Genomic DNA, 12,798 nt, shown 5'->3' with positions numbered 1-12,798 from the left:
CAGACTGCAGGCCGCCTGCGGCCCCACCCGCCCATCAAGGAGCCCGTATGGACCCGAGGAACGTCAACGCCCAGATCATCGATGTGATCAACCAGGTGCAGACGGCCACCATGTCAGCGACCGTCGTGACGACCAGTGGTGCCGGCAAGGCCTACCAGTCGGTGGCCCAGTCTGCGGCGATCGCCGTACAGGATGCCGCCGACGCCCTGCGCAATGTCTCAACCATCGCGACCACCGCGGCCGGCGTGGCCATGGCCCAGTACCTGGCGACGGGGGACGAAAAGTACGCGAGGGTGCTCACGCAGGCGCAGAACATGATGCAGGGGGCCACCGCCGACTTCAACCGCGTCGGCAATGCCGCTGCGACCGTCCTCAAGGAATTTCCGGCCCAGTGAGGCCGCCAGGAGATCCACGCATGAGCATTTTCATTGCCGGTCGTTCCATCCCCCAGGCCAACCTGATCAGTCAATCCTGCAGGCAGGTCCTTCAGTTCATCGACGGCGGCGAGCACTGGTTGAAGTGGGCCATGGAATCGCACGAGCACCGCTACGCCTTCTCCGACGAGGGCACGATGCTCGATGGGGTGCAACAGGGCCTGCACGGTTCGCGCATGACATGGTTGCCGCGCACCGGGTTGCAGATCGGCCCGGTCAAGCTGCTCAGCCTTGGTGCCAGCGACCTCGGTGCCCTGCGCAACATGGAGTTTGATGACGAGACACGCCTGTCGCACATCGAGGCACAGCGAGTGCTGGAAAAACACCGGCTGCTGACCAACGCCGAGCTCGGCGCCTCGCGCGCGTTCCTGGCTTCGATCGGCGCGGCCGACGCACCCCTGCTGCAGCAGCTGGACTTTCGCGAATCGGTGGCGCTCCACCAGCTGGCCGGTGAGGTGGGCATGTCCGCCGCAGGGCGCGACGACCTGGCCGACGCTGCCGGCTTCGCGCTGCTGCACGCGCGCAGGCCCATCGAGTTTGCCGACTACTTCCGCTTCTACCAGCGGGTGAGCGCAGGAGGTGGCAGCCGCGAGCATCGGCTGACGCGTGCCACCCGTGCGTTGCAGCAGGTGCTGCCGATCCTGTTCGGCTTCCTGGACGGGCCGCAGCTGCCACAGTTGCCGTCGCCAGAGCAGGTGCGCGAGGCGATCGACGCAAGCCTGGCCGCGCACCGGCAGATCGGCTATGCCCGCATCTCGCTGGCCGCTCAGCAGATGGCGGCCTGCTTCGACGACGAACCCGAACTGCTGCAGGATGACAGCCGGTTGCGCGAGGCCGCGCGGTGGCAGCTGCGCGATGCGCAGGAATTCCTCAACGAACATCCGGTTTCCCGTGGCCGGCTCGGCCAGGACGGTGCCAGCGTGCAGTTCGCGATCGATGGTTCCAGAGCGAAGGCGCTGATACAGGTAGAGGACAATGTGATCACCCTGCAGGATTACCGCCGAACCCGCCGCTACCTGGGCGATGAAGCGCGGGTGGATTATCAGAAGGATGCAGTGTGAACCCGGCTCCGGCGCCAGATGGCGATGGCGTGCAGGCAGCAACAGAGGCCTTTGCTTCGGCAGCCGGCGCGGCCGTTGCTGCCGGACGCCTGGCGGCCCGGCAACAGGCGCAGAAGATCCTGGCCGATGCCCAGGCGGCATTGCGCCACATCCTGGGGGAGCGCAGCGACGGTGTTCCCCCCTCATCCCCAGCAGGAGCACCGACGATGACCTTCCCGACCCCGCTTCCCGGCAAGCCCACTCCCGCCCATCCGGCGGGCAGAACCCCGATGGAGATCGCCCAGGAACTGGCGGACGCCGCAATGGCTGCCAGTGAAGAAGGCATCCGCGCCGCGATGAAGGTTTCGCAACGCGCGGTCGAGGCCGCCGCCGAGGCCGCGCGACGCGCGGACGAAGCGGCCGAACAGGCCGTGCAGCGCGCTGCTGAAGCCAACGCGCGCTGACGCCGCATCTGCCATCCCAACGCCCCGGGCAGGCCCGCGCCTGCACCGGGGCAATGTTTTTACTGGTGCGGGCTTCGCCGGTAGCTACGCGGGCTGACCCCTACCGCGCGCCGGAAGCTCTTTTCGAAGTGGCTCAGGTCACCGAAGCCGACCTGCAGTGCGACATCGGTAATGCGCAGGCGCTGCCCATCCCGCAGCAGCTGCTTGGCGTGCTCGATGCGCAGTTGCTGCAGCAGCAGCTTGAACGTCGTGCCCAGCTCGCTGCGGAACAGGAATCCCAGGTGTGACTGGCTCACATGGGCCTGACGGGCAAGGTCGCCCAGCGTGAGCGGCTCTGCGGCATGGTCCTTCAGGTAGGCCAGGGCGCGTTTCAGACCGTCGTGCAGGCCTTCATGCGCTGCCCGCGGCGTATCCGGCTGCGCGGGCGCAGGACCGACGGTCTGCTCAACCGCGGGCAGCCGTTGCGGGGCGCGCCCGGCATCGCTGGCAACGTGGCCTGCAGCCAGATCCGGCGCGTGGCGTGCAAGATCCTCACGACGGATGCATCGGCCACCGGTCATCACCGCCAGCCGGACCACCACCCGCTCCATTTCCAGCAGATTGCCGGGCCAGTCGTGCGCGCACAGGGCTTCCAGCACATCGTCGCCCAGCACGCGGGGATTGAATCCATGCAGCTCCAGCGAACGCGCCGCCAGCGCGCCGATGTCCTCCACCCGTTCGCGCAGCGGCGGAATATCCACGGTCAGGAACTCCAGCCCGGCCAGCAGGGCGCGCGAGAACTGCTTCTCTCTCACCCGTTGTTCCAGGTCCGCGCTGGTCGACGCGATCACCCGTATCGGGCCGGCCACCAGCGCTTCAGCTTGAGCGGCAGGCAGCCCACGCATGCGATGTGACAGCTGCCCCTGCAGCGGCACCGGCAGTTCGTCGACTTCGTGGAAGTACAGCGTCCCGCCCTGTGCGCGCGCGAACCAGTCGCTGGCTTCGCCCAGCGGGTGAACACAGTTCACTTCGACAAACGGGCCCTGCCGGGAAGGGCCGCCACTGTGCAGGGCGGCGGCCAGCTCCATCTTCTCGGTACCAAACTCGCCGCGCAGCAGGACCGGCAACGGGCTGGCCGCCGCGCGCTCCACGAATTCATCCATCTGCTTCAGCGCCTCGCCGGCGCCGACCAGCAACAGCGGCCGGCTCAATGCCTGTTCGGCCCAGGCCTTGGCTTCGTAGCGCTTGATCAGATGCGCGCAACGCTGGGCAAACTGCTCCCCCAGCGCCAGGGCACTACCATCCAGCCGGCCCTTCTCGCCTTCCAGGTGCAGCTCGCCCAGCACCTCGCCGCCATAGCGGATGGGAACCCGCTGCAAGGAAACCTCTTGCCCGGACGCAGCTGGCAACCCCGCAGCTGCCCCTGCCACCGCACCACGCAACCGCACTTGGCCACCCCGCATCACCTTGTGCTGGGACAGCTCCTTCACGAACGCGCCCAGCAGCTCGGGCAATGACGGATAGGGCCGATAAGCGCGCTGCAGCATCTCACTGACTTGCCTGTGCATCGAAACTCCCCTTTGGAATGGCGACCCGATGCATCTGCAACGGGCGATCTCGCGATGCAGGCCCTCCGGCATCATCGCGGGATGCTGCGACGTCCACGCCGCATGCCGTGCCCGCTGGTCGCACCGCTGGTGCCGTGCACGCTGTCCGCTCCCGCAGTGCCGGGAACTGCCATCGCTGCTGGAGGTCGGCAAGGCGGACGTCGTCCAGGCCGGGGTCGTGCGCCACAGGGCGGCACTGCCTGTGACGCGGCGCTCCCTGTGTTCCGGCCATCGCGTCCCTGGATTATGGGAAACGAGTTTCCAGAAAATAAGCATGATAATGACGTGAATATCTGCGCCGGATATTTGTCGCCCGCGTTTCCGTGCACCGCGCACCGCAAAGCAGGTGAAGGCAAGGCGCCGGGATTCCATCCACGCTGATGATCAACGCGTCTGAGCGAACCAGGGACGGGAACGTATTGCGCCGCCGCGACGGCTGCACCGCCTGCTCGCCCAGGCCCGCAGGCCACCGCGCCTGCCTGCCGCGGCGCCGCCCCCGATCAATGACCCATCGACCAGCAGAAGATTGCGCACCACGCACGGGTGGCATGCCTTCCGCTGCACCTGGCCTGTCGGCATACTCGCGCTCCCGACCGCAGCACGATCAAGGAGATCGACCGCATGGACCGCACCCCGCCACCCGTGCCCCCCAGGAACTACCTGATGTGGGCCATCCTGAGCATCATCGCCGGCTTCTGGCCGTTCGGCATCGTCGCCACCGTCTACGCCAACCGCAGCACGTCATTGGTCGCCAGCGGCCAGATCGGCGCGGCCACCGAGGCTTCGCGCAAGGCGCTGCGCTGGATGATCGCCTCCTTCCTCACCCTGCCACTGTGCCTGGCACTGATGATCGGCTATGCCCTGATCGCGCGCGGCATGGCCTGAAAGCCTGCCGTCGCCGTCGCGCCATGATGAATGGCAGGCGCGCGCGGCGGTGGCGGCGGCCCATCCCGCTCCTCTATAGTCAGTCCAGCTCGGCAGGCATGGTGCCTGCCCTCGAATCACAGGGAGTTGGACATGGGTCTGGTACAGGCGGTGAAGGGTGCGGTGGGTGGTGTGCTGGCCGACCAGTGGAAGGACTTCTACACCGTGCCCACGGGCCTGCCCTCGACGGCGGCCCTGTTCGCGGCGGTACCGCGCGGCACCAATGCCGGCCGCGGCTCCAATACCAGCGGCTCGTCCAACATCATCACCAACGGCTCGAAGATCATCGTGCCGGAGGGCTACGGCCTGCTGCTGTTCCAGGACGGCGCGATCACCGCGTTCGTCGCCGAACCGGGTGGCTACGAGTGGCGTTCGGACGATCTGAACTCGCAGTCGATCTTCGCCGGCGACGGCCTGGTCAGCACGTTCATCAAGCAGAGCTGGGAGCGCTTCAAGTTCGGCGGCCAGCCGGGTTCGCAGCAGGCGGCGTATTTCGTGTCGCTGAAGGAACTGCCGGACAACCGCTTCGGTACCCAGTCGGAAATCTACTGGGACGACGGCTTCCTCAACACCCAGGTGGGTGCGGTCACGCGCGGCTCCTACACGCTCAAGATCGTCGACCCGATCCTGTTCGTGAAGAACTTCGTGCCGGCCAGCTACCTGCAACCTGGCCAGGTGTTCGACTTCACCGACCTGGACAACGCCGCCGCCAGCCAACTGTTCAATGAAGTGGTCGGTTCGCTGGCCCCGGCCTTCAGCCTGTACACGAACGACCCGGGCAAGGGCAACCGCATCACCAAGCTGCAGCAGGATTCGCTGGGCTTTGCACAGAGCCTGTCTGCCGCCGTCGAGCAGGGCTACCAGTGGAAGTCCGACCGCGGTCTGGCCATCGTCAAGACCGCCATCGTCTCGATCGAGTACGACGCCAACACGCGCGAACTGCTGAAGACCGTGCAGCGCGCCGATGCCCTGTCGGGTTCGCGCGGCAATTCCAACCTGCAGGCCAGCGTCGCCCAGGGCATCCAGTCGGCCGGCGAGAACGGCGGAGCGGCTGGCCTGGTCGGTGTCGGCATGGCCTCGGGCATGTTCGGTGTCGGCGGCATGCAGCAGCCGGTCGCCCCGGCTGCCGACGACCCGGTGGCCAAGCTGAAGAAGGCCAAGGAAATGCTGGATCTGGGCCTGATCACCCAGGGCGACTATGACGCCCTGAAGGCCAAGGCACTGGGCCTGTAACAGCAGGACGCACAACGAACATGTCCGATCCCCGAAACGGCCCGCCGCCGCTGCCCGGATCCGCGCCCGCGACGCCGCCGCCCTTGCCGGCGGCGTCGTTGGATGGGCCCGGTTCGCCGCAGGACGTCCCTCCCCTGTCCGGCAGCTTCCCGCTGGACACCTCGAAACTGCCACAGGCCATCCGTGATGAAGTGGAAGCGCCCGACCCGGTGGCCATCGATACGTCGGCCAGCGAGCTGAAGGACGGCCTCAACCGCTGCCCGAAGTGCGGTGCCACCGACATCCGGCCCAAGGCCGGCACCGACATCCTGGTCTGCCTGTACTGCCGTCACGAATGGCATGGCGCACGCGTCGAGGAAGAGTTCGGCCTGGGCGAGGCCATCGACCAGCTGCGCGGTACGGTCATTGCCTCTGGCGCACGTGACATCGACGCCGACACCTCGGCACTGATGACGTTCAAATGCACCGGGTGCGGCGCTGAAGTCACGGTCAATACCGAGAGTACGATGACGGCGCGCTGCCACTGGTGCCGCCATGTGTTCGGCGTCAACGAGCAGATCGCCAACGGCGCGGTGCCCGATGCAGTGCTGCCCTTCCATATCAGGAAGGACGATGCGGTCGCGCGCATCCGCCAGTTCGTCGACAAGCGCCGCATGTTCGCGCTGAAGGCATTCAAGGACCAGTTCACCCCGGAAAACGTGGTGGGCGTGTTCCTGCCCTACATGATCGTCGACAGCAATGTCAGCGCGGCCGTGGCCGGCAAGGGTGAGATCCAGACCCGGCAGTACACCGTGGGCAGCGAGAAGAACAAGCGCACCCTGTACGACGCCGATGTCTACCAGGTCGAGCGCCAGGTCGACTTCACGGTCGATGACCTGCCACTGGAATCCTCGGCCGAGCGCGGGAATCTCGATACCCGCGCCAACACCAACAACATCATCAACACCATCCTGCCGTTCGATACCAAGAACGCGGTGAAATGGAACGCCTCGTACCTGGCCGGCTTCACCTCCGAAAAGCGCAACCTGGATGTGGAAAAGCTGCGGCCGCGGCTGGAAGACCAGCTGCTGTCGATCGCCCGCGCACAGGTGGAAGGTTCGGTGAAGCGCTACAACCGTGGCGTGCGCTGGGAACAGGAGCAGCTGGAGGTGCATGGCACCCGCTGGGTGTCGATGTACCTGCCGGTGTGGTTGTACTCCTACCACCAGCCCGGCAAGAACGGCGGCATGCTGCACTACATCGCGGTGAACGGCCGTACCGGCGAAACCATGGGCAGCGTACCCGTGCAGCAATGGAAGATGCTGCTGGCGGCACTGGCCACCGGCACCGTCATTGAAGCCCTCGCAATTGCCTTCCTGGTGGCATCGACATGAGCGACGACAGTGGCCTCTGGCTGTTGGCGGCAGGTCCGGCCGGCGCAACCGCGCTGTACTGGGCGCTGTACCGCTATTACCGCAACACCGACAAATCGCACTCCTTCGAGCACGAGACCGCCATCGAGGCCAAGCCGGTCACCGGCTCGGACCAGCAGGTAGGCCGGGTTACCGGTACCGAGGAAAAGCGTATCCGCGGTGACAATGTGTATGAGTACCGGAAACGGGTGGTGCGGGTAAAGCCCGACCCGTAGCGCCAGGCTCCGCCTGGCTGCGGGTAGTGCCGGCCGCTGGCCGGCATTCCTTCGGTTTCTGGGCGCCAAGTGGGAGCCGGCCAGCGGCCGGCACTACCCTTCGCTGGGCTGCCGCCGCGCACACCCTCACACCGTCTCCCGCCCCACCGGTTCGATACTCGCGCGGTCCACCCTTCCGAGGATGCTGCAATGGCTGCCGTGCTCGCCCGTACCTGCCTGTCCGCGTTGTGCTGCCTGGCCCTGCCCGCCCTGGCCCAGGACGCCTCGTTCGGCTTCGGCGAACAGACCACCCACACCGACCAGACCACGCAATCCAGCAGCACCCAGACCCAGAGCAGTGGCGCGGTGACCACCCAGACCACCACCAGCGGCAGCTCGCAGTCCGGGTCACGCAGCGAAAGCAAAGAGATCGACGTGGGCTTCGGTTTCCACGACGACAACGACGACTGGGGCCGCGACCGCCACCGTGGCGGCCGCGATGTGCGCGACAGCGATCTGTTCGGCAGCTGGACGCTGGGCCAGGAGAACGGCAACACCTGCTCCATCGAGCTGAAGAACATCGAGTGGTTCGGCGGCTACAGTGCCTACGTGCCCGCCGGCTGCCCGGATGGCTTCTTCTCGGCCAACCGTTGGGTACTGTCGGGCAACCAGCTGCTGCTCACCGACACCAGCAACACCGTGTTCGGGCGCTTCCGCGCGTCAGGCGGTGGGCGCTGGACGGGCTACCGTGAATCGGATGGGGCGCGTTTGTACCTCAATCCCAAGGGGCACTGATCGCGCCGTGCACGCAATGGGCACGCGCTGATCGGGAAGATCAGGCGTCCGCCCCGCCCCGCCGCCGAAATGTCCGCTCCCACCGGTTCCCGTCTGGTCATCTATGCCGCCCTCGCGGGCAACCTGGCCATTGCCATCGCAAAGTTCATCGCTGCCGGCATCTCCGGCAGCTCGGCCATGCTCAGCGAGGGCGTGCATTCGCTGGTCGACACATTGAATGAACTCCTGCTGCTGTATGGGCTGCGCCGTGCCGGCAAGGCGCCAGACCCGGTACATCCATTCGGCTATGGCCGCGAACTGTACTTCTGGAGCTTCATCGTCGCCCTGCTGGTGTTCGCCGCTGGCGCCGGCGTCTCGGCGTACGAGGGCATCCAGCACATCCGCCGGCCGGAGCCGGCCACCAACCACGCGTTGAGCTACAGCGTGCTGGGCATATCCATCCTGTTCGAGGGGGCCTCCTGGTGGGTGGCGCTGCGCGAGTTCCGGCGTACCAAAGGCAAACTTGGCTACTTCGAAGCCTTCCGCCGCAGCAAGGATCCGTCCACCTTCACCGTACTGCTGGAAGACAGCGCTGCGTTGCTCGGGCTGGGCTTCGCGTTGATCGGCCTGGTGGCCGCGCAGGTGCTGGATATGCCGGTGCTTGATGGTGTGGCGTCGCTGTGCATCGCCGGCGTGCTGGCCGCAACCGCCTTCCTCCTGGCCCGTGAAACCAAGGGCCTGCTGGTTGGAGAGCCTGCCCACCCTGCGGTGGCCGAGCGGATCATGGCGGTAGCCGAAACCGATCCGGATCTGCGTCGCGCGAACGGCGTGACCACCATGCAGATGGGACCGGAACAGGTCGTGGCCATGCTCAGCGCCGAGTTCGAGGACGATCGGCAGACCCCACAGATTGAAGCCTGCATCACCCGCATCGAAACGGCGGTAAAGCGCGAGTATCCGGAGCTGGTGGCACTGTTCATCAAGCCGCAGACGCCCGAGGTCTACGCCGCCCGGCGCGCCACGCTGGCGGCACCGCCCGCGCCGGAATGACGCTGCGTCTGCGCCCGTTTCACCAGTCCAATGCCACAGTGCCACCAACATCTGCCCGAACCTGCCTCTACCGTGCCGGATTGGTTGCCCGCCTCTCTCCAGATCCTCCCGCGCAGCTTCTACCGGCGCCCGCCCGTCGAGGTTGCGCCCGAGCTGCTCAACAAACTTCTGGTCCGTGACGATGGCCGAACGGGTCGCATCGTTGAAGTCGAAGCGTACGCAGGCAGCGTCGATCCGGCGGCGCACTCCTATCGCGGGCAGACGCCGCGCACGGCCAGCATGTTCGGTGAGGCCGGCCACCTGTATGTCTATTTCACCTACGGCATGCACTGGGGCAGCAACGTGGTCTGCGGAGAGGTCGGTGAAGGCGTGGCGGTGCTGCTGCGGGCCATCGAGCCGCTGGCGGGCCTTGAGCGCATGCACGAGCTGCGCCCCGCCGCGCGCCGGGATCACGATCTGGCCAGCGGCCCCGGCAAGCTCTCGCAGGCATTCGGACTGGACCGCAGTTTCGACGGCGCCGACCTGGTGACTGGCAGCCATGGCATCGTGATCGCAAGCGATGGGACCCCGCCTCCGTCCGACCCGCTAATTGGTCCACGCATCGGCATCACCCGCGCTGTCGATTTCCCTTGGCGCTGGCACATCCGTGACAATCGTCACGTATCGATTCAGCCACGGCGTACTCCCGCCCCTGCGAGGAAACGATGATGACCCCGCTCGACAAACCACTGCGACGCGAACTGGACATCGATGGCCGGCCCCATACCCTCACCGTGGACCCCGAAGGCCTCAAGCTGGTCGAAAAGGGGCGACGCAAGGGCATCACGCTACGCTGGCAGGACCTGGTATCCGGTGATGCCGCACTGGCCACCGCCCTGCAGGCATCGCTCCAGCAACACTGAGCGGGCGCGGCCACCTCACATCGGCATCACTCTGCCATGGCGATACATAACGCCGTGCGCACTAGCGTAGCGCCAGCCAGCTGCCGCAACCGCCCTCGCTACCCAGCCCTGAAAAGCGCCATGGACGAAGCCGAACGTCTGCTCGAAATCGAACGACTGCACCTGCTGGATACGCCTCCCGAGCCGGTGTTCGATGCCATCGTCGCCGCCGCCCGCGCCGCGACCGGCATGACCATGGGGCTGATCACCGTGGTGGCCGAAGACCGGCAGTGGTTCAAGGCCAATATCGGGCTGGAGGCCGTCACCGGAACGGCCCGCGAGATCTCCTTCTGCACGCATGCGATCCGCCACGACGAGCTGTTCGAGATACCCGACGCGCGCCAGGACCCTCGCTTCTCGACCAATCCCCTGGTGACCGCCGGGCCGCGCATCCGGCATTACGCCGGCATCCCGCTGGGCTCGGCCCATGGTGCACGCATTGGCACGCTGTGCCTGCTCGACCCGATGCCCGGCGTGCTGTCCCCCTCCCAGCGCGAACTGATGGTGCATCTGGCGCGGGTCACCACCCAGGTGCTGGAACAGCGCAGTACCCTGATGGCGCAGGTTGGCCAGGCGAAAGCGCTGCATCGCGAGCTGAAACGCAGCGAAGACTTCCTGGAGCGGACCAACCGCGCCGCCCGGGTGGGCGGCTGGGAGATGGACCTGGTCACCAACGAAGTGCGCTGGACCCGCGAGACCAAACAGCTGCACGGCGTGCGCAGCAACTTTGAACCGACGCTCGACACCGCGCTGTCGTTCTACCGCGAAGACAGCCGCAACATCATCCGCGCGGCCGTGCAGCGTTGCATCGACGAAGGCACGTCCTGGGAGGTGCAGCTGCCAATGACCACCGCCGACGGGCGCGCGATCTGGACCCGGGTGGTCGGCAGCCGGCAACAGGTCGACGGCCATCCGCGCCTGGTCGGGGCGATCCAGGACATCACGGACGAGCGAGCCGCGCTCGACGCGCTGGAAGCGAGCGAGACCCGCTACCGGCGGCTGTTCCACTACAGCCTGGGCCTGATCTGCACCCACACGCTGGACGGGACATTGACCTCGGTGAATCCCGCGGCGGTGCAGTCGCTGGGCTTCGAGGAAAGCCAGATGGTCGGGCGCAGCCTGTGCGACCTGATGCCACCGGAAAAACGCGAGGGCTTCAAGGCCTACCTCGCTCGGATCCAGGCAAACCACACCGACGCTGGCGTGATCGAGCTGATTGCCGCCGACGGTACGCGCCACTACTGGGCGTACCACAACGTGCTCGACAGCGAGGCCAGCCCGCCCTACGTGCTGGGGCATGCACAGGACGTCACCGCGCTGAGGATGCAGGAGCAGCAGCTGCGCGAAATGTCCTTCAAGGATCCGCTCACGCAGTGCTACAACCGGCGTTACCTGCACCGGCTGGATGAACTGATTGATGAGCGCTGGGCCTGCGTGATGTTCGATCTGGACCACTTCAAGCACATCAACGACACCCAGGGCCACCGCCGCGGCGACGCCGTCCTGGTCGAGTTCGCCACCTTCCTGCGCTCGCCGCTGGGCAAGGAGGAGACGGTGGTGCGGCTGGGCGGCGACGAATTCATGGTGGTACTGGTCGCGCCCGCGGATGGCCGGTTGAGCGAACTGGAGCACTGGTACCAGGACCACGCTGCGCTGTCGCCCAGCGCTTTCTCGATGGGTGCAGCCATCAATACGGCCGGTGAGCCCGTGGCCAACACCATCCAGAAGGCGGACAGCCGCCTCTACCGGACCCGCGCGCGCGTGCGCCGCGAGCGGCGCGAAGGCCCCGCCGCGCGTTGATCACGCCGGCCGCACCGTCACCCACGTCGGCGCGTGGTCGCTGGCCTTCTCCTGCAGACGCACCCAACGGTCGACGCCAGCGTCCTTCAGTCGCTCCGCCAGTACGGGATTCAACAGCAGATGATCGATGCGCAGCCCACGGTCGCGCTCGGCATGTCGGCGGAAATAGTCCCAGAAGGTGTAGATCGTGGCGTCGCCGTGCACCTTCCGCAGCGCATCGGTCCAGCCCTGCGCGAGCAGCCGCTCGAAGGCATCGCGAACCTCGGGCTGGAACAGCGCATCGCGGCGCCAGGCCTTGGGGTCGTAGACGTCGGCTTCGGTGGGAATCACGTTGAAATCACCCAGCAGCAGCGCCGGGTGCGGCAGCTCGACCAGGCTGCGCGCGTGCCGGATCAGGCGTTCCATCCAGCGCAGCTTGTAGTCGAACCTGGGCCCGGGCTGCGGGTTGCCGTTGGGCAGGTAGAGGGCACCCACGATGACCCCGTGCACCGCCGCCTCCAGGTAGCGGCTCTGCGTGTCGCTGGGCTCGCCGGGCAATCGGCGGCGGCTCTCGACCGGCGTGGTCCCCCGAGCCAGCAACGCCACGCCGTTCCAGCGCGCCTCACCTTGCCAGAGCGCACCGTACCCAGCCTCCTCCAATGACGCAGCCGGAAACGCCGCGTCGGTCGCCTTCAGTTCCTGCAGGGCAACCACGTCCGGCGATTCCCTGTGCAGCCAGTCCAGCAGCTGTGGCAGGCGCGTGCCGATGCCGTTGACGTTGAACGTGGCAATACGAAGCGTCTTGCGTCGGGCCATGCAGGAAGCCTCCTCGGTGCCGGGAATGAGCATTCACTCTGCGCGCCCGGGCATGCACGGGCCGTGGATGCCACGTCATGATGCGGTGCCATTCGTTTCACGAACCGCTGCCACGCGCGACAGCAGGCTGGTCATCCGTGAACAGTGCCGG

At 66.7% G+C, this 12,798-nt stretch carries 14 protein-coding genes; 12 read left to right on the top strand and 2 right to left on the bottom strand.

Features of this window, described 5'->3' with window-relative positions; translation table 11 throughout:
- Positions 1-47 precede the first annotated feature (47 nt).
- From E5790_RS19635 to E5790_RS22125, 3 genes are read left to right on the top strand one after another with little or no spacing between them, the layout of a single operon-like run.
- Positions 48-395, top strand: coding sequence for a hypothetical protein (locus E5790_RS19635; protein WP_014647257.1), 348 nt, complete (start codon positions 48-50; stop codon positions 393-395).
- Between the two features lie 20 nt (positions 396-415).
- Positions 416-1,495 carry a hypothetical protein gene (locus E5790_RS19630; RefSeq protein ID WP_111206937.1) on the top strand — a complete coding sequence of 360 codons (1,080 nt, stop codon included), beginning with the start codon at positions 416-418 and terminating at the stop codon, positions 1,493-1,495.
- On the top strand, positions 1,492-1,938 hold the full coding sequence (locus E5790_RS22125) for a hypothetical protein (protein WP_229653700.1): 447 nt from the start codon (positions 1,492-1,494) through the stop codon (positions 1,936-1,938). The genes E5790_RS19630 and E5790_RS22125 overlap by 4 nt, the downstream gene beginning before the upstream one ends.
- 59 nt (positions 1,939-1,997) lie before the next feature.
- Here E5790_RS22125 and E5790_RS19620 read toward each other — a convergent pair whose 3' ends face one another.
- Entirely contained in the window at positions 1,998-3,485 is a 1,488-nt protein-coding gene (locus E5790_RS19620) for a helix-turn-helix domain-containing protein (RefSeq protein WP_111206936.1), read from the bottom strand.
- 660 nt (positions 3,486-4,145) lie between these two features.
- Between E5790_RS19620 and E5790_RS19615 the strand changes: the two genes are divergently transcribed.
- The 9 genes from E5790_RS19615 to E5790_RS19575 all read left to right on the top strand — a co-directional run bounded on the left by E5790_RS19615 (position 4,146) and on the right by E5790_RS19575 (position 11,852).
- Entirely contained in the window at positions 4,146-4,409 is a 264-nt protein-coding gene (locus E5790_RS19615; RefSeq protein WP_041863485.1) for a CD225/dispanin family protein, read from the top strand.
- Positions 4,410-4,541: 132 nt separating this feature from the next.
- On the top strand, positions 4,542-5,681 hold the full coding sequence (locus tag E5790_RS19610; RefSeq protein WP_014647262.1) for an SPFH domain-containing protein: 1,140 nt from the start codon (positions 4,542-4,544) through the stop codon (positions 5,679-5,681).
- Positions 5,682-5,701: 20 nt separating this feature from the next.
- Positions 5,702-7,054: a TFIIB-type zinc ribbon-containing protein gene (locus tag E5790_RS19605; protein WP_111206935.1), complete on the top strand. Its 1,353-nt coding sequence runs from the start codon at positions 5,702-5,704 to the stop codon at positions 7,052-7,054.
- The gene (locus E5790_RS19600; protein WP_014647264.1) at positions 7,051-7,308 is read left to right on the top strand and encodes a hypothetical protein; all 258 of its coding nucleotides are present in this window, start codon (positions 7,051-7,053) and stop codon (positions 7,306-7,308) included. Before E5790_RS19605 ends, E5790_RS19600 begins: the two co-directional genes overlap by 4 nt.
- Positions 7,309-7,497: 189 nt before the next feature.
- Positions 7,498-8,082 (top strand): AprI/Inh family metalloprotease inhibitor, encoded by a 585-nt coding sequence (locus E5790_RS19595; RefSeq protein ID WP_049439612.1) that lies wholly within the window; start codon positions 7,498-7,500, stop codon positions 8,080-8,082.
- Positions 8,083-8,151: 69 nt separating this feature from the next.
- Positions 8,152-9,111 (top strand): cation diffusion facilitator family transporter, encoded by a 960-nt coding sequence (locus tag E5790_RS19590; RefSeq protein ID WP_049439609.1) that lies wholly within the window; start codon positions 8,152-8,154, stop codon positions 9,109-9,111.
- 72 nt (positions 9,112-9,183) lie between these two features.
- Positions 9,184-9,819, top strand: a complete 636-nt coding sequence (locus tag E5790_RS19585) for a DNA-3-methyladenine glycosylase (protein WP_049439916.1) — start codon at positions 9,184-9,186, stop codon at positions 9,817-9,819.
- Positions 9,819-10,013 (top strand): hypothetical protein, encoded by a 195-nt coding sequence (locus tag E5790_RS19580; protein ID WP_014647268.1) that lies wholly within the window; start codon positions 9,819-9,821, stop codon positions 10,011-10,013. Before E5790_RS19585 ends, E5790_RS19580 begins: the two co-directional genes overlap by 1 nt.
- 120 nt (positions 10,014-10,133) lie before the next feature.
- Positions 10,134-11,852 (top strand): PAS domain S-box protein, encoded by a 1,719-nt coding sequence (locus E5790_RS19575; protein ID WP_136191789.1) that lies wholly within the window; start codon positions 10,134-10,136, stop codon positions 11,850-11,852.
- Here the strand turns inward: E5790_RS19575 and xth are convergent, their stop codons facing one another.
- Positions 11,853-12,647 carry an exodeoxyribonuclease III gene (gene xth / locus E5790_RS19570; RefSeq protein WP_049439606.1) on the bottom strand — a complete coding sequence of 265 codons (795 nt, stop codon included), beginning with the start codon at positions 12,645-12,647 and terminating at the stop codon, positions 11,853-11,855.
- Positions 12,648-12,798 lie beyond the last annotated feature (151 nt).

This window comes from Stenotrophomonas sp. PAMC25021 (genome assembly GCF_004795795.1).
Classification (GTDB): domain Bacteria; phylum Pseudomonadota; class Gammaproteobacteria; order Xanthomonadales; family Xanthomonadaceae; genus Stenotrophomonas; species Stenotrophomonas muris.
The sequence above is the reverse complement of the archived record's forward strand: the minus strand, read 5'-3'. Positions and strand labels throughout refer to the sequence as shown.

What these genes read in the sequence shown, in the direction of transcription:
- E5790_RS19635 (WP_014647257.1), top strand. Translation starts at nt 48, where the DNA reads ATGGACCCGAGGAACGTCAACGCCCAGATCATCGATGTGATCAACCAG.
- E5790_RS19630 (WP_111206937.1), top strand. Translation starts at nt 416, where the DNA reads ATGAGCATTTTCATTGCCGGTCGTTCCATCCCCCAGGCCAACCTGATC.
- E5790_RS19620 (WP_111206936.1), bottom strand. Translation starts at nt 3,485, where the DNA reads ATGCACAGGCAAGTCAGTGAGATGCTGCAGCGCGCTTATCGGCCCTAT.
- E5790_RS19615 (WP_041863485.1), top strand. Translation starts at nt 4,146, where the DNA reads ATGGACCGCACCCCGCCACCCGTGCCCCCCAGGAACTACCTGATGTGG.
- E5790_RS19610 (WP_014647262.1), top strand. Translation starts at nt 4,542, where the DNA reads ATGGGTCTGGTACAGGCGGTGAAGGGTGCGGTGGGTGGTGTGCTGGCC.
- E5790_RS19605 (WP_111206935.1), top strand. Translation starts at nt 5,702, where the DNA reads ATGTCCGATCCCCGAAACGGCCCGCCGCCGCTGCCCGGATCCGCGCCC.
- E5790_RS19600 (WP_014647264.1), top strand. Translation starts at nt 7,051, where the DNA reads ATGAGCGACGACAGTGGCCTCTGGCTGTTGGCGGCAGGTCCGGCCGGC.
- E5790_RS19595 (WP_049439612.1), top strand. Translation starts at nt 7,498, where the DNA reads ATGGCTGCCGTGCTCGCCCGTACCTGCCTGTCCGCGTTGTGCTGCCTG.
- E5790_RS19590 (WP_049439609.1), top strand. Translation starts at nt 8,152, where the DNA reads ATGTCCGCTCCCACCGGTTCCCGTCTGGTCATCTATGCCGCCCTCGCG.
- E5790_RS19580 (WP_014647268.1), top strand. Translation starts at nt 9,819, where the DNA reads ATGACCCCGCTCGACAAACCACTGCGACGCGAACTGGACATCGATGGC.
- E5790_RS19575 (WP_136191789.1), top strand. Translation starts at nt 10,134, where the DNA reads ATGGACGAAGCCGAACGTCTGCTCGAAATCGAACGACTGCACCTGCTG.
- xth (WP_049439606.1), bottom strand. Translation starts at nt 12,647, where the DNA reads ATGGCCCGACGCAAGACGCTTCGTATTGCCACGTTCAACGTCAACGGC.